Source organism: Legionella santicrucis (assembly GCF_001468135.1).
In the GTDB taxonomy this organism is placed as follows: Bacteria; Pseudomonadota; Gammaproteobacteria; order Legionellales; family Legionellaceae; genus Legionella; species Legionella santicrucis.
This window is the reverse complement of sequence record NZ_LNYU01000029.1, coordinates 57,649-82,289: the sequence shown is the minus strand read 5'-3', so window position 1 is coordinate 82,289 and position 24,641 is coordinate 57,649. Positions and strand designations below refer to the sequence as shown.

Here is a 24,641-nt window from a genome sequence, read left to right as displayed (position 1 = left end):
CTTTTGGCGGTAGCTTTGGTTAGAATATAAAGAGGATCAGTTCTCCTAATAAACTTCTTTAAAGTTTATTAGGGGTGACCTATTACTCTGCTTTCACGAAGGGTGACATTCTTTCAAATGTCTCAAATTTTGAATTGAAGCACGTCAAATAATTATTCAATATCATAAATGGAATGTCAAACATACATCACAATATGCGAAGTATTATTTTCACGTAAGAGACGCCAAATGCAGCCTTTCGGCACATGAGGCGTGGACTATGTTTTTATCAGTTTGATAAAACATGCTTAGGAGGCGAAAGATGAATTAATACAGCCCTCCCAAATAAAATGTTACTTACAAGAAAGCTGTCTTTCTTCGCTTTCACACTCTAGATTATTTTCTTGATTATTTTCTTGTTCTATACGCTTCATCTCCATGGACGCAGTTAGTTGTTTGTGATTTGCTTTATTTTTTTCATAATCAATACCGCTCTCACGTTTATCAAACTCCTCAGCACGTTTCACACTTTCTGGAGATAACTTTTTTGGTAATTCTTTATTAAAAAAGCTTGTTCTTTTCATAATAAATTTACTCCTTACTTTAAAAAAAAAAGTACATCTGCCCTATAGTAAAACAAATTTATTACAAATTAAATAGCAAATTTACTTGTTGTTTGAGTAATCTTCAATAATGAAATCTCATGTGCGTATTAAATAATCAGACATTGTTATGTGAGTTGATTCATTTACAATAAGTTTTGCAACGTCACATCATATACAAGATAAAAGCAAACCAGATGATTCGTCATAAAAACCCTTGACTTGCTTTTAATATTTTCAAATCCCGTTTTTTACGATACTTGAGCTGTTACAGTTTTTTTACTTTCATGATACTGCTTGTTTAACTCTTCTAGTGCTCCTTCAGTGAGGTCTTGGGCTGGATCAATTACTTGTTCTTTCCAGACAGGAATACGAACTGCTTTGAAAAAACGCTCTTGCTCTGCTTGTTCATAAAGCTTACGAACCTCTGCAGTATGTAGTTTGCAAACCCCAGTTATTTTTTCTTCATCATCAGCATCTAACTCAATAATCGCCTTTTGAGCTGCGGCTCTAGAATCCGTTTTTGAACCCCGAATACTAACATCCATGCTTTTTTGAGCATCTTCTATATTATCAAAAAAGATAACTTCATGGCCTAATGAATAGCCACAAACTTGCTCATACAAAATTTGATGGAAGGGGTTAAGTACAAAAGAGGATAAATCTTTAAGGCTATCGCCAACTGTAGTATATGCAGGACTGATGATTGCGTATAACTTTTTCATTTTATTCCTTAAAATTTTAAATTAAACGACTAGTTCTAATACGGATTTTTATAGAGTAACCTTTCATTCTGATCTTCTGTATCTCTCGTTTTACATGTGAGATACAAACGGTGTGAGTTTATTTGAACCTGGTTCTTGTAAGCCATGCCTGACGCATAAAGCGACACATAGATAGTGGAAGAATTGTCAACAGACCCTAAATTTTCAGTAGCAAACACTATCAAATTTACTTATGTTTGTATAGGAATTTCATTCCCTTAATAAGGTCGCAGAATTGAAGCTTAAAGCAGAAAAGTCCAAGAGGAAATTGGAAACCAAATACGAACAATTATGGAAAACACTTTAAATTTTTAGAGACGTAAGTAGACACATCTTTCATTCCTCACGTCCCTCAAAAATACTCTTTTTAACCCAGCTCTGGCTCATATGCAGATACTTTCCTGGGTTTTAGCTCATCTTGCGCGTCTACAATTGCTTTATCATTTACAATCTTCGTGACGCAGGCATCAGACCAAACATTTAAAGAAGTCTCTAGCATATCAATTAAACCGTAGAAAGGTAAAATAACCCCCATAAGTACAATTGGAACATTCATACTTGATAACAAGCTAACACTTAGGAAAAAACATCCCATAGGCACTCCGGCATTACCAATCGCGGCAACAGTAGCAATGATAACCCATAATCCCATTGTACTATAAGAAATTGGCATACCATGGTTTTGCATTAAATAAATCACTGTAGCAAAAATAAAAGCCGCGCAACCATTCATATTGATACTGGTGCATAACGGTAACACGAAACGACTGATTGCTGGCTTAACCTGTAGATTCTTTTCTATGGTACTCATAGTCACAGGTAATGTACCCACTGAAGACTTAGAGAAAAAAGCTACTGATAATGCAGGTAGCATAGAGCGCATTGCTGTAAAAGGCTGGATTTTGTTCTTCTTCAACCATAAAGGCAATATAATAAAACCTTGAATTAAATTAGCTAAAACAACAATTAATAAATATTCACCTATGCCTTTAATATCCATACCAGAACGTAATTGGACAACTGTTGAAGTAATAAAACCAAACAGCCCCAAAGGAATAACAGCAATAATCCAACGAGTCATCACCAAAAACATCCCATGCGCACCTCGAAAAAACCGTGCCATTATATCGCGAGAGTCTTCATCGGGTATTTGGCGTACTGCAATGCCAATAATGATACTTAAGAATAATACCCCCATGACTTGCTGTTCTAAAAATGGGGCGAGTAAATTAGTTGGGATGATGTTTGCTAGGTACCCAACATATCCTAGACTGCTTGCTGACTCCACCTCATGAGGGTCTAAATTGACCTGAACAGAACTAGGATGAATGACGATATAGAGCAAACAACTGATCATTGCAGCCACTATAGTTGTTGAAAAAGTGTACGTAATGGTTCGCTTCCAAATTTTTTTCATGAACCCATCAGTCTTATAATTTGCCAAAGTAACAATTATCGATAAAGAAATAATCGGTAAACTAATGCATTTAAAGAGCTTAATAAACAAATCGGAAACCAACAATCCAGTCTCTTTCAAAACACTGATATCTGACATTCCACTAGCTATACCCAAACCAATCATCAAAGCATAAATTAAAGGGGTGCTAAAAATAAATTTTTTCGGTTGCTGATGTGCTGCACACATATTTAAAATCCTTAAAAAACGAAAAGAACAAAGGAAGAAAAAAAAAGATGGAATCAGCAACAACAAATAAGCTTAAAATAAGAGAGGGTCGAACGATGAGTCATATGGTAAAATGGAATTAACATAGAAACCCTTATAAAGGTTTACAATATAAACAATAAGAGTTATATTCTAACATGCTTTAATTATTCGTCAAGCCTAGTCAACTAGTTTGATACAATTAATTTGTTGTTTTAAACGGATAATCCGTCGGTATGCATCTTCAATACGCTGATATTCTATTTTTTGTTCAAGGACTAAATGTTCTATTACTTCAATTATTTCAGGCGCTGTTATCTTGGCTAACTGATTTGCAAAAATGATCATATCAGCACCTGCATTGATTGTAAGGCATAAAGCATCCTCAAGCGAATAATGATCAGTGATTGCTTGCATTTGCAAATCATCAGCAACAACTACTCCATCATAACACATAGATTGACGCAATAGGCCTGTTAAGATCTCGTAAGATAACGTAGCAGGTAATCCCTGACTATCCAAATGCTTATTGACTACATGAGCTGTCATAATCATTGTCGGTTGGTGCGCATCGCACACCAATGCATAATAAGGAGCTAACTCTTTTTCTTGAAATGTATTCGTAACATCAACAAATCCCTTATGCGTATCACCAAGCGCACTCCCATGACCTGGGAAATGTTTATAACAACATGCAATACCTTGATGAGAAAAAACATCAACAAATTGTTTCGCGAAGCCAATTATTTGTTCAGGAATGGCTGAAAAACTACGATGCAAAGCACCAATAATGCCTTGTTCCTCTTGTAAGTTTAAATCCACAACTGGAGCAAAATTAAGATTAAAACCCAAAGATTTTAAAGTTAACGCCATTTGAATCAATTCCGCCTGCAGTGCTTCAGCAGACATATGCGCCATATCATAAGCACTTATAGTAGGCTGGCACTCTTCAATTCTGGACAAACGATCGACAGCTCCCCCTTCATAATCTATGGCAATTAATAGTGGTAATCCATTATTTTTGTAACTTATTTCAGCAGAATAGTGATTAAGTGAATGCGTCAGCTGTTTTATTTGTGTTAAATTTTTTAAATTCTTTCCATACAATCCTGTAGATGCTTCTTGATCAAATAATAAAACACCACCCAATCCATCAGAGGAGAGCCATTCAGCCATAGGACTTTGGTCATGAAGAGCACATCCATCAAATCCCATAATTAACATTTGACCAATTTTATTTCTTAAAGTAATCATGAATTTCTCCCTCTCAACTTATAAAGGAAAAAGAATCCTAAAAAGTCAGTCCATATTCGATTAATGTTATTATATCTTTTTGGGTGGTATCACCGGAATACTATCAAAATCACACTTACATGTTCCAGTAGCTTCGGGAGGAAATGGAATTTGTGAAAAATCTGAAGGATAACATACAGAGACATTCCATGCTGAATCACCAGAATTAATTTCATTAGGTAAAGACCAATAGTTTTTAGCATAATAAATTTTACCTTTCTCGCTTTCCCACATTGTAGGTGAAAACCGAGCCCGATATATTAGTTTCTCTTTTGGTGTACAAGGAAAAGTTTGGCGTACCCAAAACTTTCCTGGTGGTATTACTACAGTGGTTAAAATTTTAGCTGTTGCTGCATCCATGACATCTACTGTTACGGTATATTTATTCCAACAGTTATCTTTAACTAGAGTAAAATAACATGTAATAGCCCATAGTGAATCGGTTAAAATAAAGCTTAAGACGGCAAGAAAAATTCGTACTGACACGTTAAAATCCTTCATGTATAGAGCGATTAATCATTTTTCTCAAAATTTAAGATTCATACTAGGTTAAATTGTAATCATCTTTGGAACTCTTTATTAATAGTATATACAATATCATCTAAAAGTTATGTGTTTAAATAAAACAAGGGTTGATTTTATCATCTGACCTGTATAAGCTTGCCCGATTGGGAGAGATGGCCGAGCGGTCGAAGGCGCACGCCTGGAAAGTGTGTATACGGCAACGTATCGAGGGTTCGAATCCCTCTCTCTCCGCCAAATTAAAAAGATAATGAGTCAGACTCATGCTTAATAGAGCACTAATGGCCAGAGATAAGTACATATTGTGAAAAAATCTCTCTAAAAATCAATGTAGGATTAACTTATATGGGTAGTTTTTAGAGATATTTTCTCGTAAGATGTACTAAATATGATCGTTTCCTGAGGAAACTGAACTCTTACTGAATAAAGTAGTTGATATTATGGCGAGAACCTACTGCCTTTATGTCTAACATTCCCAGGTACTTTGCAGTGATGGAACTAACACACCTTATTTGTAACCTGCAAAAGTATGATTATGAACAATTCATTTAGGGATTATGGCAAATGAAATTAATTATAATAGGAATTTTATTATCATTTAATGTAATCGCTGGCAATTATTTCCCTAAACAAACATCTCAAGATCAGCCATGGTCTGTTTTTGCAAGTGCTGGTACTGGAAATTACCAAGTAAACTCTAGTGATAAAAGTACCGCAATAGGAAGGTTAGCACTCGCTAATGAATTGATGCTTGCAGGCAATATTGCCTTAGGCTTGGAATTAGGGTTACAAACAGGTACTCGAATAAAAGTGAACATGCAAAGAGAAACATTTCAGGCATTACGAAAATGGATTCCTATGCAAACCACTCTTTCCCCTACCTTAGATTTATTAATCACAACCAAAAGTGATCCTTTGGGCAACAGCGACTTTTTTGCTCAATTAAAAGGGGGGCTTGCATACCGACACTGGAGGGATTCTCGTGCTCCATTAAATGACATTTCACAATTAGCAGGTGAAATACAAGCAGGTTTTGGTTATCCAATTACAGCTCTGGCTAGTTTAAGCTTATTGTATCAGGGAATATTTAGCGGCAATGGCCCTAATCTTCATTTAGATACCAGCAATAAAAAAGAACAATTATCAAATATACCTACATTACACGCCATATTAGTCGGACTATCCGTTAATCTATAAAAAATGAGATCTAGCACGGTAATTCGAGAATAATAAATCATCTATAGATTACGGCTTCTCCTTACTGTGGGCTATAATTTAATCAAAATGGATTCAATTTTCTCTATCGAATTAGGGAGTACTACCATGAAAGAAAAACATTATGCCTATAAAATAACTCACGGCACATCAGGCTTGAATTGCCCCCATTCTGCGTTAGAAGAAGATAGGATGGTGGATTTATTAAAAGAAATAGAAAACCAACATCATGATGGTCTGTTTTGGGTATTTAAACAATTTGGTGATCAACCTCAAGAAGCATTGTGTCTCATAGATTGTACAAAAAAACGAATTTACTTTCATTATTCAGGCGAAGTCGAAGATCTGCACGATGCTATTACCCACTTAACACCTTAATTAAATATCATGAAACAAAATGAACTTATTAAATTCTGTTTGGCTTTATTTTTATCTACCAAGCTCTAGACAATTGATTTTATTTTAGTCATTATTTCAACCCAAGTTGATTTACTGAAATAAAAGAGTTCGATATCAAAAGTATAGAAATACTTTTGATGTCATGAAACGAACGTTATCCTGTAAAAGAGTGTCCCTTGCAAAGACCAAAATGCGCCGCATTGATACGGATTCCAGTTCTAAATAAAAACTATTTAGTATAAAAAATTTGCTTACTTTTTATATTGAACTTATATTAACGCGAGTTTCATATAAGAGAGCTTGGTTTTACTTCGATCCGTTCGGACTTAGGAGCACTGCCATTGACGTAAAAGCCCCCAATCGGCGTCCCGAGGCTTGTTCTCAGGATCCAATGATGGTGAAAGATTTCTGGATCCCGAACAAACCGCGGGACATGAAATATAGATAGACTCTTTAAGTCAATGGCAGTGCTCCGCAGCCCGAACGCAGTCAGGTAGACTCTAGTTCTAATAAAATCCTTATCTATAACTCGCGTTAAAGAGAAATATTATGTCTTTAAAAACTAAAATCATTATTTTGAGCTCTATCTTTTTTAGCTTCTTGTCTTGTATTTATGCGAAACCCGTATCCAAAAACAGTGACAGTGGGAGTGATACAGCCATCCAAAATTCTGTTTTATTCTACATTAATGAATACAGACAACAACATGGATTATCTAAACTTACTATGGATAACCGTATCGTAATTCAAGCAAAACAACATTCCCTAGATATGGCCAACCATCGCATGTCTTTTGGCCATAAGGACTTTGGAAAACGGATTGCCACATTACGCACACAAATTAAAAACACAGGCGGAGGTGCGGAAAATGTTGCTTATAATTACAAAAGTGCTCAAGAAGTGGTAAGACAGTGGCTACGAAGCCCGGGGCATAAAAGAAATATTGTTGGTCATTATAATTTGACGGGTATTGGTGTTGCCCGTGATAAACAGGGGAAGCTTTATTACACACAAATTTTTATTCAAACTAGCAAAAACAATAAAAGCTATACAACATTTAAAAGACCAACGCTTAGTGTGCCTTTTTTCGGTATCATGAGAAAGAGTTAAAATTTTTTTGCTTTAGGATGGGCTATAGCGCAGCGTGCTCTTGCTCTATGGATATCAGTCTCAACAATGCTGTAAGGGTGGTAATCATAACCATTAAAAAACTGATGATTTCCGGATAGTACGGAAATATCAAATCAATTTTTTTATGCATAGCTCCTTTCCTTACAGCAAGCATCACTGCGCCTCGGTTTCTAATCAATATCCATTATAGGCTCTATTTTTTAACACAATCTTTGCAAAAAACAATTTGAATCAAGTAGCATTAATGTGAGGATTAGCCTATTATATAATCATAGACAGTACAAATTGTTCAGCCAACATTCATTACTTGGGAGCCAGATTGAGAGTGCGGTGTGCATGCCTTGTATGAGCTAGGAAGCCTAAAACGCTCCAGAGGAGTCCATAATAGTAACTAGGACTGTAAACAATCTTACTGTCTATCGCAAATTCAATAAAAAGGCGTATTTTATAAATAATACGCCTTTTTTATTTTTTAGTCTTCTCCACCATAGACCGTTTATAGTGAAAGATTCCATAATTCTTATTTCTTTACTTAACATTAAGGCGTGTTGCCCTAATGCTTTCCAATAAAATAAAATCTAACTCTTATTCAAAACCCAGGAGAACAAAATAATCGTCAACAAACCCCAAAAATCTGAACTAAGATTATAATTAAAAGAGGTCTATCAATGAGAAGAAACACTTATATGGATATTTTATTAATTTTTCTTATTGTCTTATTTTTTTGCATGTGCTTTTTGCTCATTAATTTTTTTGATTATTTGTCAAGGAGTGAATCATGAGCTTCTATTTCAGTTGTGGACTCATCGCTTTCGGCTTGTTAATTTATTTATTATTCGTATTATTTAAACCTGAATTATTTTAATAATAAAAACAGGAATGGATTTCCATGACAAAATTTGGTTTTCTTCAAATATCATTTTATTTGCTCTTCTTATTATTGCTTGTCAAACCTCTTGGTTGGTATATGGCCCGAGTATACCAAGGCCAATCTTGTTTATTAGATTCTTTAGTTAAACCTGTTGAATCGTTTATTTATAAGCTATGCGGAATTGATCCTAAAGAAGAAATGGGATGGAAAACTTATCTATCAACGATGCTTTTTGTTAATTTAGTAGGCTTATTGGTAGTTTTTCTTTTGCAAAAAATTCAATACTATCTTCCTTTAAACCCACAAAATTTTGCAGCTCCTTCATCTGATCTTGCTTTTAATACGGCAATTAGCTTTGCAACGAACACCAATTGGCAAGCCTATAGTGGTGAAACAACCATGAGTTATTTGACACAAATGCTTGCACTTACCGTACAAAATTTTATTTCAGCAGCCACAGGAATGTCTTTATTAATCGCATTGATACGAGGTTTAACAAAACGTGAAAGCTCTAGTTTAGGTAATTTTTGGGTTGATACCATACGAGGTATACTCTATATCTTACTTCCCTTGTCATTTATTTTCTCACTTATTTTATGCTCACAAGGAGTAATACAAAATTTTAAACCCTATCAAAAAATTAGTCTTCTACATCCATTTACTTATCAACAATCAGTGATAGATACAAAGGATCAATCCTTATTAGATAGCCTAGGAAACCCTAAAGTAACCTCTAATAAAATATCAGAACAAATCATTCCTATGGGACCTGCTGCTTCACAAATTGCCATCAAACAATTAGGCACTAATGGTGGTGGTTTTTTTAATGTAAACTCAGCCCATCCCTTCGAAAATCCTACTCCATTAACTAATTTTCTTGAAATGATAGCCCTTTTACTTATTCCAGCAGCTTTTTGTTTTACTTTTGGGATGATGGTTCAGGATAAACGACAAGGATGGGCTGTGTTAATTGCCATGTTCATTTTATTTATTCCACCTTTAATTCTTGAAACCGTAGTTGAGCAAAAAGGCAATCCAGCATTTCAACCTATGGGAATTGATATGCAACCTATATCTGATCTTTACCCAGCAGGTAATATGGAAGGCAAAGAGACACGTTTTGGTATTGTCAACTCAGCAATTTGGGTTACAGCGACTACTGCAGCATCAAATGGTTCAGTTAATTCCATGCTTGATTCGTTTACCCCATTAGGAGGGCTTGTTCCCCTTTGGATGATGCATTTAGGTGAGGTCTGTTTTGGTGGAGTAGGTTCAGGATTATATGGAATGCTCATGATGATTATTATCACTGTATTTGTTGCAGGTCTTATGGTAGGCAGATCTCCTGAATATCTTGGTAAAAAAATTGAACCTTATGAAATGAAAATGGCCTCCATTGCCGTTTTGATTATGCCTTTAATCGTCCTTATCTCAACTGCTTATGCTGCGGTAACATCTTCAGGCATTAGCTCAATCGCCAATCCAGGTTCGCATGGTTTCACAGAAATTCTTTACGCATTTACTTCTATGGGAAATAATAACGGCAGTTCCTTTGCGGGTTTAAATGGGAATACCCCTTTTTATAATATTCTGGGGGGGGTACTCATGTTAATTAGCAGATATTGGATTGCCATTCCCACTCTTGCAATTGCAGGTTCACTTGTTAAGAAAAAACATATTCCCAGTAGCCCAGGTACTCTAGCAACTCATACACCACTTTTTATTGTTTTATTAGTTTGTATCACCATTGTCATTAGCGCCCTATCTTTTGTACCTGCCCTTGCATTAGGTCCTATTGTGGAACAGTTGATTCTTTGGGGAAAATATGGCTACTAAATTACATTCAATATGGGATTTTAATATCATTAAAGTTGCCTTAGTTGATGCGTTTCTAAAACTCAGGCCACGCACTCAAATTAAAAATCCGGTGATGTTTACCGTATATGTAGGCTCAATTATAACTACTGTACTTTTTTTGCAATCACTTTTAGGAAAAGGAGAGGCACCTAGTCTTTTTATTTTAACGATTACATTATGTCTCTGGTTTACACTCCTATTTGCTAACTTTGCTGAGGCTATGGCAGAGGGTCGAGGAAAAGCCCAAGCACAAGAGTTGCGTCGAGCACGACATGATATTCAAGCAAAAAAATTAGCAAAAGCATCTAAAAGTGCAAAATTTACCCTAGTCACTTCAGGACAATTACGTATGGATGATCTGGTATTAGTCGAAGCAGGAGATTTCATTCCTAGTGATGGAGAGGTTATTGAAGGTATTGCTTCTGTTAATGAAAGTGCTATCACAGGCGAAAGCGCACCAGTTATTCGTGAAAGTGGAGGAGATCGTAGCGCGGTAACTGGAGGTACTCAAGTCATTTCTGATTGGTTGATCATTCGCATTACTTCTAATCCAGGAGAAACATTTTTAGATCAAATGATTGCCTTGGTAGAAGGTTCAAAACGTCAAAAAACACCTAATGAGCTAGCCTTGACTATCTTACTCGCTGCATTAACCATTGTCTTCCTAGTAGTTTGTAGCACCCTGCTTTCTTTTTCTATTTTTAGTGTATTTGTAACCAAATCAGGTCAGGTAATTTCCATCACAGTGCTTATCGCCCTTTTTGTCTGTTTAGCTCCAACTACAATTGGAGGGCTACTTTCCGCGATTGGTATTTCAGGCATGGATAGAATGATTCAAGCTAATGTTATTGCTTTATCCGGACGTGCCGTTGAAGCTGCAGGAGATATTGATGTTTTATTACTTGATAAAACAGGAACCATTACTTTAGGAAACCGTCAAGCTACAGAATTTATTCCTGCCGAAGAGGTTAGCATCAATGAATTAGCTAATGCAGCACAATTAGCATCACTCGCAGATGAAACTCCTGAGGGTCGTAGTATTGTTATTTTAGCTAAAAAAAAATATAAATTACGCGGTAGAGAACTTGGAAAACTCAATGCAACCTTTATTCCTTTTACAGCTCAAACACGCATGAGTGGTGCAAATGTTGGAAACAGACAAATTCGTAAAGGTTCGTTTGAAGCAATCAAAGAGTACATCAATCAGTTAGGTAGCATTATTCCTGAAAATGTGAAAAAGAATGTCGACATTATTTCACGACAAGGAAATACAGCATTGGTTGTTGTAGAAAATCAAAAAGTACTCGGTATTATTCGTCTTAAAGATATTATTAAAGGTGGTATTCGAGAACGATTCGCTCAATTAAGACAAATGGGTATTAAAACGATTATGGTTACTGGCGATAACCCTCTTACTGCTGCCTCAATTGCAGGTGAAGCAGGGGTGGATGATTTTCTGGCCAATGCAAAACCTGAAGACAAACTTAAATTGATTCGTGAGTTACAAGCCCAAGGACATCTAGTAGCAATGACAGGAGATGGAACCAATGATGCTCCTGCTCTTGCTCAAGCAGATGTTGCAGTCGCAATGAACTCAGGGACACAAGCGGCAAAAGAAGCGGGTAACTTAGTGGACTTAGATTCAAATCCAACTAAATTAATTGAAGTGGTTGAAATTGGTAAACAACTACTAATGACTCGTGGTTCACTTACCACTTTTAGCATAGCCAATGATATTGCTAAATATTTTGCCATTCTACCTGCGGCGTTTTCAAGTACTTATCCGGAACTTAATATTTTAAATATCATGCACTTGACAACACCTCAAAGCGCTATTCTTTCGGCGGTCATTTTTAATGCGATTATTATTATTTTTCTCATCCCTTTAGCGTTACATGGAGTGAAATATAAGCGTCTTCCTGCAGCACAACTTTTACGAAACAATGTAGTCGTTTATGGATTTGGTGGATTAATTGTCCCCTTCATCGGTATCAAAATAATAGATCTGTTCTTAACTTTAGTAGGTTTAACAGGATAAAAATGATGATAGAAATCTTCAAACAAATAAAAACATCTTTATTATTTTTACTCGTTTTTTCGCTACTTACAGGTCTTATTTACCCCGTTGTAACTACCCTTATTGCCCAAGTATTATTCCCATACCAAGCAAACGGCAGCATACTCCGATATCAGGATAAACCCATTGGCTCTGCATTAATTGGACAATATGTTGATGCGCCTAATTACTTTTGGGGACGCCCATCTGCAACAATCCCATTTCCTTATAACTCAGCAAGCTCTTTAGGCTCTAACATGGGACCTTTGAACCCTGCGTTTTTGACTCTAGTCAAAAAAAGAGTGGCGACTCTTCATCAATATGAAAATAAAACGCTCTTAATTCCTGTTGACTTAGTGACCGCCTCTGCAAGCGGCCTTGATCCGGAAATAAGTCCACAAGCAGCTTTTTATCAAATTCCTCGAATTGCTAAAGCACGTAATATTTCTGAACAAGAAATAAGTACATTGGTAAATCAATTAATAAAAAAAAGAACTCTATATCTTTTGGGAGAACCACGTATTAATGTACTAGAGCTTAACTTGGCCCTAGATCATATAAGGACCACTCATGAATGATTCACGTCCCAATCCTAATGCGTTATTGCAACAAGTACTTGAAGAAGAAAAACAGCAACAGCGTGGTAAACTAAAAATCTATCTTGGTGCCGCTCCTGGTGTAGGAAAAACCCATTCCATGCTGCATGAAGCATTAGAAGAGCAAGCAAAAGGATTAGATATTATTGTAGGTATTGTTGAATCACATGGACGCTCAGAAATTTTAGAAATACTGAAAAATTTCGTGATTCTACCAAAAATAACTATTGATTATCACGGCAAAAAACTACAAGAATTCGATTTGGATGCTGCTCTAAAAAGAAATCCTGGATTAATACTTATGGATGAAATGGCGCATACAAATGTTACCGGTGTACGACATAAAAAACGATGGCAAGACATTAAAGAACTTCTAGATCGCGGAATTGATGTATATACCACTTTAAATGTGCAACATATAGAAAGCTTAAATAATGATGTTTCCCGAATTATTCACGCACCTGTACAGGAAACCGTCCCTGATTTCATGATTGAAAGTGCAAATACTATTGAGCTCGTCGATTTGGCGCCAGAAGATTTATTAAAACGTTTGGCAGAGGGAAAGGTTTATGTTCCCAAACAAGCACAGTTAGCTGCGGAATTTTATTTTCGTAAAGGGAACTTAATGGCATTACGTGAACTCGCATTACGCACGTTAGCAAATCAAGTTAACACTCAAGTACTTCTATATAGGCAGGGACAAGGAATAAAGAGTATCTGGCACATCATGGAAAAAATTCTCGTTTGTGTAGGGCCAGGTCCAGAATCCCATAAATTAATTCGCTCCGCCAAAAGAATAGCGGCGAGTTTTCAGGCAGACTGGATAGCTGTTTATGTAGATTCTCCTCGAACGCAACTATCTAGAACCCAACGCGATCAAGCGATAAAAAACCTATTTTTTGCCGAACAATTAGGTGCCGAAACCCATATATTAATGGGATATGATCTCGTTAAAGAAATTGTTAATTTTGCTCGGGAGCAAAATGTTACTTTAATTATGATAAATAAAAGAATTCAAACACGATGGCGGCATTTTTTCTTTCGTAGCTTAGCTGATGAAATTTTACGTTATAGTGGTGACATTGATGTGTATACCATCACTGAAATGGTAAAGAAGTCACAAAAGAAAACGCTTAATAAACCTCTTACATCCTGGTTTCCATATTTATTATCGATTAGTATTGTTTCTGTCACAACGTTATTTAATTTTTTGCTTTATTCCTTAGTACCAGATGCTAATTTAATCATGGTTTATTTAATAGGCATGATTGCTATTGCCTCACTAGGACGTACCGGTCCCACAATTTCAGGAATTTTTCTCAGTCTTTTATCCTACGATTTTTTCTTTGTGCCCCCTTACTACAGCTTTTTAACAAATGATGCAGATTATATTTTCAATCTTGTGATGATGCTGGTTATAGCATTTATTATTTGCCAACTTACTTTGGTTACGCGTCGTCAATCAGAGATAGCACGCCTTGCCGAATATCAAACGTCTACTTTATATACTTTAAGTCGAAGATTATCGAGAACACGGGGAATAGTCAGACTACTTAGAACTGGAATTAATTATATTTCTGAAATTTTTCATTGTGAAATTATCGCATTATTACCTAAAGATAAACTCTTAGTTATCCGCGCACGTTCAAAATCGCATCAAGAATTGGATGATAAAGAATACAGTATCGCTCAATGGGTATATGAGTTAGGGCAAAAAGCGGGGTTAGGAACCGACACGCTTTCCTTTTCTAATGCTATATTTATCCCATTGCTCGGCGCTCGAGGTACAATGGGTGTTTTAAGAATTCAACCCCTTAAAAGTGATGATTGGGCGACGCCGGAAAAAATACAGCTTTTGGAGTCTTGCGCCAATCAAGTGGCCCTAGCTATTGAAGTAGATAGCTTGCAAGAAGAATCCCATAAAAGCAATGCATAAAACTGAAAACTGTAGGCGTACATGCAATAGCATCATATATAAATTTCTGGCTGCAAGAGGCAAATTGTAATTTTTGTAAAAGACTGGTTCAAGCACTGAATGCACTCTTATATCCCCATGATTTAGTTTAATCAGAATACCCCTTTTCGGATATTCTGATGCACTTGCTTCATGTATTCTTTTAGTGAGAAAGACCTACACTACTCCCAAGTATCTCAACAAAACTTGGAACTGTTGCTGTGCGACTCCAATCGCGTTGTAATTCACATAATAATTGTGGCAAGGTTATAAGTACACCGCCTGCTTGTTGAATACGACGTAATCCTAACTCGTGAGCTGTAACCGAAGTTCCACCTACTGCATCAGCAACTACATATACTTCATAACCCTCATTTAACGCATCAAGTGCAGGAAAAGTCAAACATACCTCAGTCCAAAGAGCTGTCATAATTAATTTTTTACGCGCGGTCCCTTTAACTGCATTTACAAACTCAGTATCTTCCCACGAATTAATAGAAGTTCTGTCATATGTTTTTACCCCTTCCAGAACTTGAGTGAGCTCAAGAATTGTCGGTTTATTCAAACCCGAATTCACATTAACTGTTGTAAGAATGATTGGCAAGTTGTATGCCATACCCGTTTTAGCAACGCCAACGATATTATTTACTAATTTCTGCTTGTCCATTGATGCAATGGAATTAACTTGGACGGGTTGATAATCAATGATAAGTAAGGCAGCATTTTTGGGGGTAAGTAAAATATCATTCACTGGATCTCTGGTGGGTTGGCTTGTCATAATGTTCGCTCCTGCTCCGTTATGTTAAATGAAAATTATAAACATAGCATATGGATTCTATAGATACCAACCTTAACTTCGCGCATTACTGTATTCCATAGTCTGGAAAATATTTCTAAATTGCAATACGATAGTGGTTATCTAGGTAAAAAGGATTTACTCATGATCATTGCAACATTACATGCAGCAGGAAATGAAACTCGAGTAGCGATTACTCCTAATTCAGCGAAACAGTACATAAAATCTGGATTTGAAGTCAACATAGAGAAAAATGCTGGTCTAGCGGCGGGTTTTAGAGATCAAGATTATGAACAGGTTGGGGTCTATATTAGCGACAGTAAGAAAAATATCCTGACAAAAGCAAACATTTTTCTCTGCATTAATGAACCAAATCCCCAAGACCTAGAAGGTTTATCACAGGGTACTATAGTCATAGGTCATATCGATAATGAGCCACAAAGTCAGTTAATCTCCTGGTGCAAAGAAAAGCAAATTACATTATTATCAATGAATCTTATTCCTCGCATCAGCCGTGCTCAAAGCATGGACAGTCTCTCATCTCAAGCCAATTTGGCAGGATATCGAGCTGTTCTGGAAGCAAGTGCTCAATTTCATCGAGCTATCCCTATGATGATGACAGCAGCAGGAATGATTCAACCAGCTAAAGTACTTGTTCTTGGTGCGGGTGTAGCAGGCTTACAAGCCATAGCAACAGCCAAACGTTTAGGTGCAGTAGTGTATGCATTTGATGTACGACGTGCCGCAAAGGAGCAAGTCGAAAGTCTGGGTGCCGAATTTATAGAGGTCAACCAAGAGCAGGACAGTGAAACAAAAGGTGGATATGCATCTGAAGTAAGTGAAGAATATAAAAAGTTACAAGCAGAGCTTATTGACCAATACGCTAAATTATCTGATATTGTTATTTCAACAGCCTTAATTCCTGGTCGTAAAGCACCCATTTTATTGTATACACATACTATAGAACAAATGAAACCTGGATCAGTTGTCGTTGATCTCGCAACCTCTCGAGGCGGGAATTGTGAAGTAAGTGTTCTTGATAAAACCATCAAACATGGGGAAGTAACCATCATCGGTTTCAGCAACTTAGCAGGGCTGGTTCCAGCAACGGCAAGTGAACTCTATGCAAATAATTTAGTTCACCTTATTCATCTCTTGGCCCCCACTACCCCTCCCGAAATCACATTAAACCCCAACGATGAAATTATCCAACAAGCAGTACTTTGTCATCAAAATCAATACCTACCGTTCCAGGTCATAAAGGAGACCCAAAATGCATGAGATGAATACTTTAGGAAACCCTTATATTGCGATACTCACTATTTTTGTATTAGCCTGTTTCGTCGGATATTACGTGGTTTGGAAAGTTACTCCTGCACTCCATACCCCTTTAATGTCGGTAACCAATGCGATATCGAGTATTATTGTTTTAGGGGCCCTCATTGCTGCAGGAAGTCAATTCGTGGGAGAAATAACCTGGATAGGCGGCTTAGCAATATTTATTACCTCAATTAACATTTTTGGTGGTTTTGTGGTAACACAACGTATGCTACGTATGTATAAAAAATAGAATAATGATACTATTTTTATTTGAAACCGTGCAGTAAATTAAGGATGATTTCTCATGACAACTTTGGTTCCTTTATTTTATCTATTAGCAGCAGTATGTTTTATATTAGCACTTAAAGGCCTGGCCAGCCCAGCCTCGGCGAGAAGAGGAAATCTATTGGGAATTACAGGTATGGTTCTCGCCGTAGGCTCAACGTTAATAATGCCCACAACATACCATCAACTCCTACTGATTAGTTTAATAATTGCAGGAGGAATAATCGGCACCTATATTGCCCTTAAAATTAATATGACCGCTATTCCACAATTAGTTGCAGCTTTCCACTCATTGGTTGGGATGGCGGCGGTACTTGTCGCATTCTGCGCCTTCTTATCTCCTAATTCGTTTCATATAGGCATCCCTGGCGCAATCGCCAAAGCAAGTTTAGTAGAAATGAGTCTGGGTTTGATTATTGGAGCTATAACTTTTTCTGGATCTGTAATTGCATTCCTGAAACTACAAGGAATTATGTCCGGAGTACCTATTAAACTACCAAACCATAATACCATCAACCTATTGACCGCGTTGGGAATCCTTATTCTGTTTGTTTTATTTCTAATAAACCAAACGCTTACTCTTTTTTGCATTATGGCTGTCTTAGCCTTTTTACTTGGTATATTGCTTATTATCCCTATTGGTGGTGCTGATATGCCCGTAGTGATTTCCATGCTTAACTCGTATTCGGGATGGGCAGCCGCTGGTATTGGTTTTACCTTAAGTAATCATTTACTTGTAATTACTGGAGCTCTAGTTGGTGCGAGCGGAGCAATTCTAAGTTATATCATGTGTGTGGGAATGAATCGTTCTATTTTCAATGTAATTTTCGGCGGGATTCAGACATCGGCAACACAATTGCAAGCCAATGCCACAACTGAATCCCGCTCAGTACGACAAGGAAATGGTGAAGATGCAGCATTCCTTTTAAGTAATGCAAAAGATGTCATCATTATCCCTGGGTATGGTATGGCAGTGGCACATGCACAACATGCGGTCAAAGAATTAGTAGATGCATTAGAACAGCGAAATATTAAGGTTCGCTTTGCAATTCATCCTGTGGCTGGTCGTATGCCTGGACATATGAATGTATTGCTCGCTGAAGCCAATATTCCTTATGATAGGGTTTATGAACAAAGCGAAATTAATCGTGATTTTGCAAGCTGTGATGTGGCCTATATTATTGGAGCAAATGACATAACCAATCCTGCAGCAAAAACAGATCCAAGTTCGCCTATTTATGGAATGCCTGTTTTAGAAGTTGAAAAAGCAAAAACTGTTTTGTTCGTGAAACGGAGTATGGCACCTGGCTATGCCGGTGTAGAAAATGCCTTGTTCTACCACGACAATACATACATGCTTTTTGGCGATGCTAAAGCAATGACTGAGTCTATTGCTAAGGCATTAGAAACAATATAAATAGCTCATAAAACAAACTCATTTAACGTCAATGTATTCGATTGCCTTATCCGTATCACTACCATTGACTTAAGAGTCCATCCTTATCCCTACGTCCTGCGCTTGTCGCAAGACGTAAATTGAGGAAACATATTAAGTCAATGTCAGTGATGGTTCGCATCAAGAAAGTCATCCATCATAAATAGTATGATCATATTTTGTAATCATTTTCCAATGATAAAGTGGAACATATTAACCAATATTTTTCCATATACCTTTTAATGAATATTAATTTGCCATGCAAACAAAATAAATGTATCTTAGCCCATTAATTTTCATTATGGAGTGAACTAATGTTACAAAAACTTGGATTTGGGGTATTGTGTATTATGACTTCTTTAACTACTAATACATATGCTATGGAAAGTCATCCGCTCCAACAAGGAGTCACTATTGAATATGAATTACCCAGCAATGATCCCCAAGAATTCGTTAATTATATGTTCTGGACAATAGAAGCCAAGTGTAAAATCATCACAGAAGATGACAATGATGATCTTTTAGTAGAAGCATTAGCTAAAAAAGGCAAAGTTAATGACTTTTCTTTGGCTACAGGCGAATTTTTACAAATTACCGTACAACCAAATCAGATTCTGAAACTCAGCGCCGATTCAGGAGCAAAAGTGAGAATTACTAATTTAGGTCAACATACAGTAAAAGCTAGTTGTACTACCTAATTTATAGATTTAAAAACACCCGTTGTTCCAGAAACAGCCTCTTATTGCGTTGCAATTTATTTTGCAAGTGTTCATGCCATTGAACGTTCCATATTTGAGTGCCAGGATAAAAACAATTGTCATTGCGAACAAAGTGAAGCAATCCAGTTCAAATCCTCAATGTGAGGACGTTCTGGATTGCTTCGCCAATGGCTCGCAAAGACGCCCCCTGGACAGCTTGCAGGTATCCGTGCCTTTTAGTCACAACAAACCCTATCTTGTAAGGCTATGTATATCACCACTTTTTTAGTGATCCCTATAAACCTATAATATGAAGCAAAAAGCAGTAGTATTAGAATTATCTAAGAGATCGTTTACTTGTATTAATCGATCAATATAATCTTGATTGTTTTCTCCATTCACTTCGTTTTTATTTGAAATCTTTGCATTAAGTGTACTCCATACATAATGTCTTGGTATTTTGTTGGCAGTGTCCTTAGCCATGGGATCAGCTCCATGCTCTAAAAGCCACTCAACAACCATTGGTAGACCACGACGAGCAGCTGTATGAAGTGGGTAATATTGTTTACTGTCATTTGAAGGTTTATTAAGATCTATGCCTGTTTGATAGAGCTGTTCTATTATTTCAAGCATGTCATCCTGCGTGCCTACATGACACTTAAGAATTGCCCAATGTAACGGCGTAACAAATTTATTTGTATGTATATTTAAGTCTATTTTTTTCACAGACGCTTCTTGAAGGATCGCTTGCACTTCGGTTTTATCAATTTTGCTAATTGCATCAAGAAGATGAGCTATAATCTCATCATTATTTTTAAAAAACATAAAGAATCCACTGTAATTTCAGATTAATATCATCAAAAATAAAAGTTCTCACTATAGAGTTAATGCTCTCGAGTTGCATGAAACTTAATTTTCGGGTATCGCTCTTCAGCCATAGTTAAATTAACACGAGTTGGGGCGAGATACATTAATGCGTCACTTCCATCTAAGGCTAAATAATCATGTGCCTTAGTACGAAACTCACTCATCGCTTTATCATCCTCTGAGTACACCCAACGAGCACAAGCCACATTAACTGATTCATAAACACAATCTACTTTATATTCATGTTTCAAACGATGAGCAACTACATCGAATTGTAATACTCCTACAGCACCTAAGATTAACTGATTGCTATTTAATGGTCGAAATACCTGGGTTGCCCCTTCTTCAGAGAGCTCAATTAAGCCTTTTAGTAAGGCCTTACTCTTTAAAGGATCCTTTAAACGAACCAAACGGAAAAGCTCCGGGGCAAAATTAGGAATACCAGTAAATTTTAATAACTCACCTTGAGTAAAAGTATCACCAATTCGAATCGTGCCATGATTGTGTAACCCGATAATATCCCCTGGCAAAGCAACTTCTGTGTGTGATCGATCGCCTGCCATAAAGGTCAAAGCATTGGAAATTTGTATTTCTTTACCAATACGCAAATGACTTAATTTCATCCCTTTTTTATAAGCTCCAGAGCATATACGTAAAAAAGCAATCCGATCCCTATGCTTTGGATCCATATTTGCTTGTATTTTAAATACAAACCCAGAAAAAACTTCTTCATTGGGAGATACAACTCGCTCTTGGGTATTTCTTGGTTGTGGACTTGGAGCATAGCGTACATAATCATCTAGTAATTCTTTGATTCCAAAATTATTAATTGCTGAACCAAAATAAACAGGGGTCATTTTTCCTGCCAAATACTCCTGTAAATTAAATTCATGCGAAGCACCCTTCACAAGTTCAATTTCTTCACGTAATTCTTGTGCACTCTCTCCCAATACCTCATCCAATAGCGGGTTGTCTATTCCTTTAATTTGCATTGCTTCTTGCTTTTGTGCATTTTTTCCCGGTTGATAAAGATAAACGACATCTTCATAGCGATGGTAAATACCTTTAAAACGTTTTCCCATACCTACAGGCCAAGTCACTGGAGCACATTGAATCCCCAAAACAGATTCAACCTCATCGAGCAAATCAATAGGATCGCGACCCTCTCGGTCCAGTTTATTAATAAAGGTCATAATTGGAGTATCGCGTAAACGACATACTTCCATTAACTTTACTGTTCTTTCCTCTACTCCCTTGGCCACATCAATAACCATGAGCGCTGAATCTACGGCAGTTAAAGTTCGATAAGTATCTTCAGAAAAATCCTCATGGCCTGGAGTATCGAGTAAATTCATAACATGCTGGTTATGTACGAACTGCATTACAGACGTAGTAATGGAAATACCTCGCTCTTTTTCCATTTCCATCCAATCTGAGGTTGCGTGTCTATCCGCCTTGCGCCCTTTAACAGTTCCAGCTAATTGAATTGCACCCCCAAATAAAAGCAGCTTCTCAGTTACGGTAGTTTTACCTGCATCAGGGTGAGAAATAATTGCAAAGGTTCGTCTTGTATTAAAATCCTGATAAAAATCGGACATGAAACTCTCTAAAATAAGTATATTGTTTTCGTATGTGAATTTTAAGCCATTTTTGAACAAATTCAAAACGAAACAATTGATTATCACCCAAATATCCCTGATATAGATAATATAAAAATAGTTATTGTCTCTAAAAAACTGTACTATATTATCAATTTTGTATAAGAGTTAATGTACACTACTATGAAGCGCTGCCCTTGGGTTGGAATCAACAAACCTTATTATGAGCATTATCATGATACAGAATGGGGTATTCCTGTTCATGAGGATCAAAAACATTTCGAAATGCTTATCCTCGAAGGAGCCCAAGCAGGCTTAAGTTGGGAAACAATACTCAAACGCCGCGAAACATACCGTAAGGCATTTAAGCAATTTGATCCTCATGCCGTAGCCCATATGACGGATGAAGAATTACAGAGTTTACTCACTGATCCTGGCATAATTCGCAATCGACTTAAAATTTTTTCAGCACGTAAAAATGCCAGAGTATTTCTCAAAATTGTGCAAGAATTTACCTCATTTGATAATTATGTTTGGCAATTTGTGGATGGAAGTCCGAAAATAAATTACCCCCATAGTCTTCAAGAAGTTCCCACAACCACACCCGAGTCAGATGCACTATCCAAAGATTTACAAAAAAGAGGAATGAGTTTTGTGGGGCCGACAATTATGTATGCTTACATGCAAGCAGTTGGCCTAGTAGACGATCATTTGGTCGATTGCTTTTGTAAAAATCATAATGTCTGAGTTTTAGTAGAAATCTTGAATAAGAACAACCACCCTTATTTTTTTGCTGCGGCAATAAACATCCATAGCGCTATAAATGTTATAACAATAAATGCAACAACGCTGGCTGACATTGAAATGTTATATCCTGCAATTATTATTTTCCAATGAAAAAAAATCCGTAAAAGATGCAATAACGCAACCAAAGTAAAAATAATTCCAGCAACAACTAAAGGTATTTTTTTACTCATTTTAGTCCCTCCATGGCTATTTATACTACATTATAGCTGGAACAACAATTAATTGCCTTTTAACATTGAAGCATGAAAAATTAAATGTTCATCAATAAAACTCGCAATAAAATAGTAACTGTGATCGTAACCTTCTTGCATCCGTAAATTAAGATCAACAGAAGCATTCAAACAGGCATTCTGAAATAGTTCTGGTTTCAATTGCTCTTGCAAATAAGGATCCTGAGTCCCCTGATCAATTAGTATCTTCTTATGTGGCCATCCCCTTTCTACAATGAGATTACAAGCATCATAATCCTTCCATTTTTTCTGATCTTTGCCCAAATAACCTGTGAAAGCTTTTTGCCCCCATGGGCATTGAGTAGGTGCACAAATAGGGGAAAAAGCAGAAACCGAATGGTATTGTTTAGGGTTTTTTAAAGCTAAAATCAAGGCTCCATGCCCGCCCATTGAATGTCCAAAAATACCACAAGCTTGTTCGTTAAGAGGGAAATATTGCTGAAGTAAATTAGGTAATTCATCACACACATAAGTGGACATTTGATAGTATTTTGACCATGGATTTCGGGTTGCATCCAGATAAAAACCAGCACCGATGCCAAAATCATAACTGTCTTGATCCCCAGGCAAATGGACGCCTCGAGGACTGGTATCCGGTGTAACCAATGCGAGGCCCAATTGAGCTGCCATGCGTTGTGCACCTGCTTTAGTAATAAAATTTTGTTCTGTACACGTTAATCCAGAAAGCCAGTACAACACAGGAACACACTGTCTATGTACTTGCGGTGGCAAAAAAATACCGAAACGCATCACACAATGAGTTACTGAAGATCGGTGTGTGTATACACGTTGAATACCTCCAAAACAATAGTGCTCTTCAATAAGATCAATAGCCATTTATTCAACTCAAAAAAAGGTTAAAAAGTAAGAACTGTACGAATAGATTCACCTTGATGCATTAAATCAAAAGCATTATTAATTTGTTCTATAGGTAAAACACAAGTAATTAAATCATCAATATTAATCTTTCCATCCATATACCAATCGACAATTTTAGGAACATCGGTACGGCCTCGTGCTCCCCCGAATGCAGAACCCTTCCATACTCTTCCTGTAACTAACTGAAATGGTCGAGTTGAAATCTCCTGTCCTGCTCCAGCAACGCCGATAATCGTGCAAACCCCCCAACCTTTATGACAACATTCAAGAGCTTGACGCATTAGTTTTACATCACCAACACACTCAAAACTATAATCCGCTCCTCCTTTAGTGAGTGCAACAAGATGAGCCACTAAATCATCACCAACTTCATGAGCATTAACAAAATCAGTCATTCCCATCTTTTGAGCTAAAGCCTGGCGTTTAGGGTTGATATCAACACCCACAATTTGTTCTGCTCCAACCATACGAGCACCTTGAATCACATTAAGCCCAATACCGCCTAAACCAAAAACAACAACTCGTGCTCCTGGGGTCACTTTAGCGGTATATAGTACAGCACCTATACCTGTGGTCACGCCACAGCCTATGTAACACACTTTATCAAAGGGTGCATCTTTGCGGATTTTTGCCACTGCTATTTCAGGTAAAACGGTGTAATTGGCAAAAGTTGAAGTCCCCATATAATGAAATAACTTTTTACCATTAAGACTAAAACGACTTGTCCCGTCAGGCATAAGTCCCTGACCTTGTGTTGCCCGAATAGCCTGACAAAGATTTGTTTTCTGTGAAAGACAATATTCACATTGGCGGCATTCAGGAGT

At 36.9% G+C, this 24,641-nt stretch carries 24 protein-coding genes and 1 tRNA gene; 14 read left to right on the top strand and 11 right to left on the bottom strand.

All coding sequences use genetic code 11. The annotated features are described in order from the left end of the window. Positions 1 to 332: 332 nt before the first annotated feature. The 5 genes from Lsan_RS07200 to Lsan_RS07180 form a co-directional block, all read right to left on the bottom strand. Positions 333 to 563 (bottom strand): hypothetical protein, encoded by a 231-nt coding sequence (locus Lsan_RS07200; protein ID WP_058513824.1) that lies wholly within the window; start codon positions 561 to 563, stop codon positions 333 to 335. 269 nt (positions 564 to 832) lie between these two features. Continuing rightward, complete coding sequence (locus tag Lsan_RS07195; RefSeq protein ID WP_058513823.1) at positions 833 to 1,306, bottom strand: hypothetical protein; 474 nt, start codon at positions 1,304 to 1,306, stop codon at positions 833 to 835. Positions 1,307 to 1,712: 406 nt separating this feature from the next. Further along, entirely contained in the window at positions 1,713 to 2,990 is a 1,278-nt protein-coding gene (locus tag Lsan_RS07190; RefSeq protein WP_058513822.1) for a dicarboxylate/amino acid:cation symporter, read from the bottom strand. A 198-nt stretch (positions 2,991 to 3,188) separates the two neighbouring features. Next, the gene (locus Lsan_RS07185; RefSeq protein ID WP_058513821.1) at positions 3,189 to 4,262 is read right to left on the bottom strand and encodes a glycoside hydrolase family 3 N-terminal domain-containing protein; all 1,074 of its coding nucleotides are present in this window, start codon (positions 4,260 to 4,262) and stop codon (positions 3,189 to 3,191) included. Between the two features lie 69 nt (positions 4,263 to 4,331). Next, a complete protein-coding gene (locus Lsan_RS07180; RefSeq protein ID WP_133134375.1) occupies positions 4,332 to 4,787 on the bottom strand; it encodes a hypothetical protein in 456 nt (151 codons plus the stop codon). A gap of 185 nt (positions 4,788 to 4,972) precedes the next feature. Here Lsan_RS07180 and Lsan_RS07175 point away from each other — a divergent pair. From Lsan_RS07175 to Lsan_RS07140, 9 genes are all read left to right on the top strand, one after another. Further along, a tRNA-Ser gene (locus Lsan_RS07175) sits at positions 4,973 to 5,060 on the top strand. Between the two features lie 327 nt (positions 5,061 to 5,387). Then, complete coding sequence (locus Lsan_RS07170; RefSeq protein ID WP_058513819.1) at positions 5,388 to 6,020, top strand: hypothetical protein; 633 nt, start codon at positions 5,388 to 5,390, stop codon at positions 6,018 to 6,020. Between the two features lie 126 nt (positions 6,021 to 6,146). Next, positions 6,147 to 6,416 (top strand): hypothetical protein, encoded by a 270-nt coding sequence (locus tag Lsan_RS07165; RefSeq protein WP_058513818.1) that lies wholly within the window; start codon positions 6,147 to 6,149, stop codon positions 6,414 to 6,416. A gap of 570 nt (positions 6,417 to 6,986) precedes the next feature. Further along, positions 6,987 to 7,547 carry a CAP domain-containing protein gene (locus Lsan_RS07160; protein ID WP_058513817.1) on the top strand — a complete coding sequence of 187 codons (561 nt, stop codon included), beginning with the start codon at positions 6,987 to 6,989 and terminating at the stop codon, positions 7,545 to 7,547. Positions 7,548 to 8,346: 799 nt separating this feature from the next. Then, complete coding sequence (gene kdpF, locus Lsan_RS23515; RefSeq protein WP_083505101.1) at positions 8,347 to 8,433, top strand: K(+)-transporting ATPase subunit F; 87 nt, start codon at positions 8,347 to 8,349, stop codon at positions 8,431 to 8,433. A 24-nt stretch (positions 8,434 to 8,457) separates the two neighbouring features. Then, positions 8,458 to 10,275: a potassium-transporting ATPase subunit KdpA gene (kdpA, locus tag Lsan_RS07155; RefSeq protein WP_058513816.1), complete on the top strand. Its 1,818-nt coding sequence runs from the start codon at positions 8,458 to 8,460 to the stop codon at positions 10,273 to 10,275. After that, the gene (gene kdpB, locus Lsan_RS07150; RefSeq protein WP_058513815.1) at positions 10,265 to 12,334 is read left to right on the top strand and encodes a potassium-transporting ATPase subunit KdpB; all 2,070 of its coding nucleotides are present in this window, start codon (positions 10,265 to 10,267) and stop codon (positions 12,332 to 12,334) included. Before kdpA ends, kdpB begins: the two co-directional genes overlap by 11 nt. A gap of 2 nt (positions 12,335 to 12,336) precedes the next feature. After that, positions 12,337 to 12,930: a potassium-transporting ATPase subunit KdpC gene (kdpC, locus tag Lsan_RS07145; RefSeq protein WP_237762069.1), complete on the top strand. Its 594-nt coding sequence runs from the start codon at positions 12,337 to 12,339 to the stop codon at positions 12,928 to 12,930. Next, a complete protein-coding gene (locus Lsan_RS07140; protein ID WP_058513814.1) occupies positions 12,923 to 14,884 on the top strand; it encodes a DUF4118 domain-containing protein in 1,962 nt (653 codons plus the stop codon). The genes kdpC and Lsan_RS07140 overlap by 8 nt, the downstream gene beginning before the upstream one ends. Before the next feature lie 181 nt (positions 14,885 to 15,065). On the opposite strand, the gene Lsan_RS07135 is transcribed toward Lsan_RS07140, so the two are convergent. Further along, positions 15,066 to 15,680 (bottom strand): hydrolase, encoded by a 615-nt coding sequence (locus Lsan_RS07135; RefSeq protein WP_058513813.1) that lies wholly within the window; start codon positions 15,678 to 15,680, stop codon positions 15,066 to 15,068. A 162-nt stretch (positions 15,681 to 15,842) separates the two neighbouring features. Between Lsan_RS07135 and Lsan_RS07130 the strand changes: the two genes are divergently transcribed. The 4 genes from Lsan_RS07130 to Lsan_RS07115 all read left to right on the top strand — a co-directional run bounded on the left by Lsan_RS07130 (position 15,843) and on the right by Lsan_RS07115 (position 19,436). Next, on the top strand, positions 15,843 to 16,979 hold the full coding sequence (locus Lsan_RS07130) for a Re/Si-specific NAD(P)(+) transhydrogenase subunit alpha (RefSeq protein ID WP_058513812.1): 1,137 nt from the start codon (positions 15,843 to 15,845) through the stop codon (positions 16,977 to 16,979). After that, positions 16,972 to 17,268 (top strand): proton-translocating transhydrogenase family protein, encoded by a 297-nt coding sequence (locus Lsan_RS07125; protein WP_058513811.1) that lies wholly within the window; start codon positions 16,972 to 16,974, stop codon positions 17,266 to 17,268. Before Lsan_RS07130 ends, Lsan_RS07125 begins: the two co-directional genes overlap by 8 nt. 54 nt (positions 17,269 to 17,322) lie before the next feature. After that, complete coding sequence (locus tag Lsan_RS07120; protein WP_058513810.1) at positions 17,323 to 18,720, top strand: NAD(P)(+) transhydrogenase (Re/Si-specific) subunit beta; 1,398 nt, start codon at positions 17,323 to 17,325, stop codon at positions 18,718 to 18,720. Between the two features lie 332 nt (positions 18,721 to 19,052). Further along, complete coding sequence (locus Lsan_RS07115; protein WP_058513809.1) at positions 19,053 to 19,436, top strand: hypothetical protein; 384 nt, start codon at positions 19,053 to 19,055, stop codon at positions 19,434 to 19,436. A gap of 303 nt (positions 19,437 to 19,739) precedes the next feature. Here Lsan_RS07115 and Lsan_RS21480 read toward each other — a convergent pair whose 3' ends face one another. After that, on the bottom strand, positions 19,740 to 20,261 hold the full coding sequence (locus Lsan_RS21480) for an ankyrin repeat domain-containing protein (protein WP_083505100.1): 522 nt from the start codon (positions 20,259 to 20,261) through the stop codon (positions 19,740 to 19,742). A gap of 59 nt (positions 20,262 to 20,320) precedes the next feature. Further along, positions 20,321 to 21,901, bottom strand: a complete 1,581-nt coding sequence (locus Lsan_RS07105; RefSeq protein WP_058513808.1) for a peptide chain release factor 3 — start codon at positions 21,899 to 21,901, stop codon at positions 20,321 to 20,323. Positions 21,902 to 22,084: 183 nt separating this feature from the next. Here Lsan_RS07105 and Lsan_RS07100 point away from each other — a divergent pair, with 183 nt between their 5' ends. Then, entirely contained in the window at positions 22,085 to 22,648 is a 564-nt protein-coding gene (locus tag Lsan_RS07100; RefSeq protein WP_058513807.1) for a DNA-3-methyladenine glycosylase I, read from the top strand. A gap of 35 nt (positions 22,649 to 22,683) precedes the next feature. On the opposite strand, the gene Lsan_RS07095 is transcribed toward Lsan_RS07100, so the two are convergent. The 3 genes from Lsan_RS07095 to Lsan_RS07085 all read right to left on the bottom strand — a co-directional run. Next, positions 22,684 to 22,878, bottom strand: a complete 195-nt coding sequence (locus tag Lsan_RS07095; protein WP_058513806.1) for a hypothetical protein — start codon at positions 22,876 to 22,878, stop codon at positions 22,684 to 22,686. A 48-nt stretch (positions 22,879 to 22,926) separates the two neighbouring features. Continuing rightward, positions 22,927 to 23,775 (bottom strand): S-formylglutathione hydrolase, encoded by an 849-nt coding sequence (fghA, locus tag Lsan_RS07090; RefSeq protein WP_058513805.1) that lies wholly within the window; start codon positions 23,773 to 23,775, stop codon positions 22,927 to 22,929. Positions 23,776 to 23,795: 20 nt separating this feature from the next. Continuing rightward, a partial coding sequence (locus tag Lsan_RS07085; protein WP_058513829.1) for a zinc-binding dehydrogenase occupies positions 23,796 to 24,641 on the bottom strand: 846 nt, incomplete at its 5' end.

Excerpts from the sequence above, each read along its gene's own strand:
- Lsan_RS07170 (WP_058513819.1), top strand. The coding sequence starts at position 5,388 with ATGAAATTAATTATAATAGGAATTTTATTATCATTTAATGTAATCGCT.
- Lsan_RS21480 (WP_083505100.1), bottom strand. The coding sequence starts at position 20,261 with ATGTTTTTTAAAAATAATGATGAGATTATAGCTCATCTTCTTGATGCA.
- Lsan_RS07135 (WP_058513813.1), bottom strand. The coding sequence starts at position 15,680 with ATGACAAGCCAACCCACCAGAGATCCAGTGAATGATATTTTACTTACC.
- Lsan_RS07120 (WP_058513810.1), top strand. The coding sequence starts at position 17,323 with ATGACAACTTTGGTTCCTTTATTTTATCTATTAGCAGCAGTATGTTTT.
- kdpB (WP_058513815.1), top strand. The coding sequence starts at position 10,265 with ATGGCTACTAAATTACATTCAATATGGGATTTTAATATCATTAAAGTT.
- kdpF (WP_083505101.1), top strand. The coding sequence starts at position 8,347 with ATGAGCTTCTATTTCAGTTGTGGACTCATCGCTTTCGGCTTGTTAATT.
- Lsan_RS07200 (WP_058513824.1), bottom strand. The coding sequence starts at position 563 with ATGAAAAGAACAAGCTTTTTTAATAAAGAATTACCAAAAAAGTTATCT.
- fghA (WP_058513805.1), bottom strand. The coding sequence starts at position 23,775 with ATGGCTATTGATCTTATTGAAGAGCACTATTGTTTTGGAGGTATTCAA.
- Lsan_RS07105 (WP_058513808.1), bottom strand. The coding sequence starts at position 21,901 with ATGTCCGATTTTTATCAGGATTTTAATACAAGACGAACCTTTGCAATT.
- Lsan_RS07165 (WP_058513818.1), top strand. The coding sequence starts at position 6,147 with ATGAAAGAAAAACATTATGCCTATAAAATAACTCACGGCACATCAGGC.
- Lsan_RS07095 (WP_058513806.1), bottom strand. The coding sequence starts at position 22,878 with ATGAGTAAAAAAATACCTTTAGTTGTTGCTGGAATTATTTTTACTTTG.
- Lsan_RS07115 (WP_058513809.1), top strand. The coding sequence starts at position 19,053 with ATGTTACAAAAACTTGGATTTGGGGTATTGTGTATTATGACTTCTTTA.
- kdpA (WP_058513816.1), top strand. The coding sequence starts at position 8,458 with ATGACAAAATTTGGTTTTCTTCAAATATCATTTTATTTGCTCTTCTTA.
- kdpC (WP_237762069.1), top strand. The coding sequence starts at position 12,337 with ATGATGATAGAAATCTTCAAACAAATAAAAACATCTTTATTATTTTTA.
- Lsan_RS07190 (WP_058513822.1), bottom strand. The coding sequence starts at position 2,990 with ATGTGTGCAGCACATCAGCAACCGAAAAAATTTATTTTTAGCACCCCT.
- Lsan_RS07160 (WP_058513817.1), top strand. The coding sequence starts at position 6,987 with ATGTCTTTAAAAACTAAAATCATTATTTTGAGCTCTATCTTTTTTAGC.
- Lsan_RS07125 (WP_058513811.1), top strand. The coding sequence starts at position 16,972 with ATGCATGAGATGAATACTTTAGGAAACCCTTATATTGCGATACTCACT.
- Lsan_RS07195 (WP_058513823.1), bottom strand. The coding sequence starts at position 1,306 with ATGAAAAAGTTATACGCAATCATCAGTCCTGCATATACTACAGTTGGC.
- Lsan_RS07130 (WP_058513812.1), top strand. The coding sequence starts at position 15,843 with ATGATCATTGCAACATTACATGCAGCAGGAAATGAAACTCGAGTAGCG.
- Lsan_RS07140 (WP_058513814.1), top strand. The coding sequence starts at position 12,923 with ATGAATGATTCACGTCCCAATCCTAATGCGTTATTGCAACAAGTACTT.
- Lsan_RS07185 (WP_058513821.1), bottom strand. The coding sequence starts at position 4,262 with ATGATTACTTTAAGAAATAAAATTGGTCAAATGTTAATTATGGGATTT.
- Lsan_RS07100 (WP_058513807.1), top strand. The coding sequence starts at position 22,085 with ATGAAGCGCTGCCCTTGGGTTGGAATCAACAAACCTTATTATGAGCAT.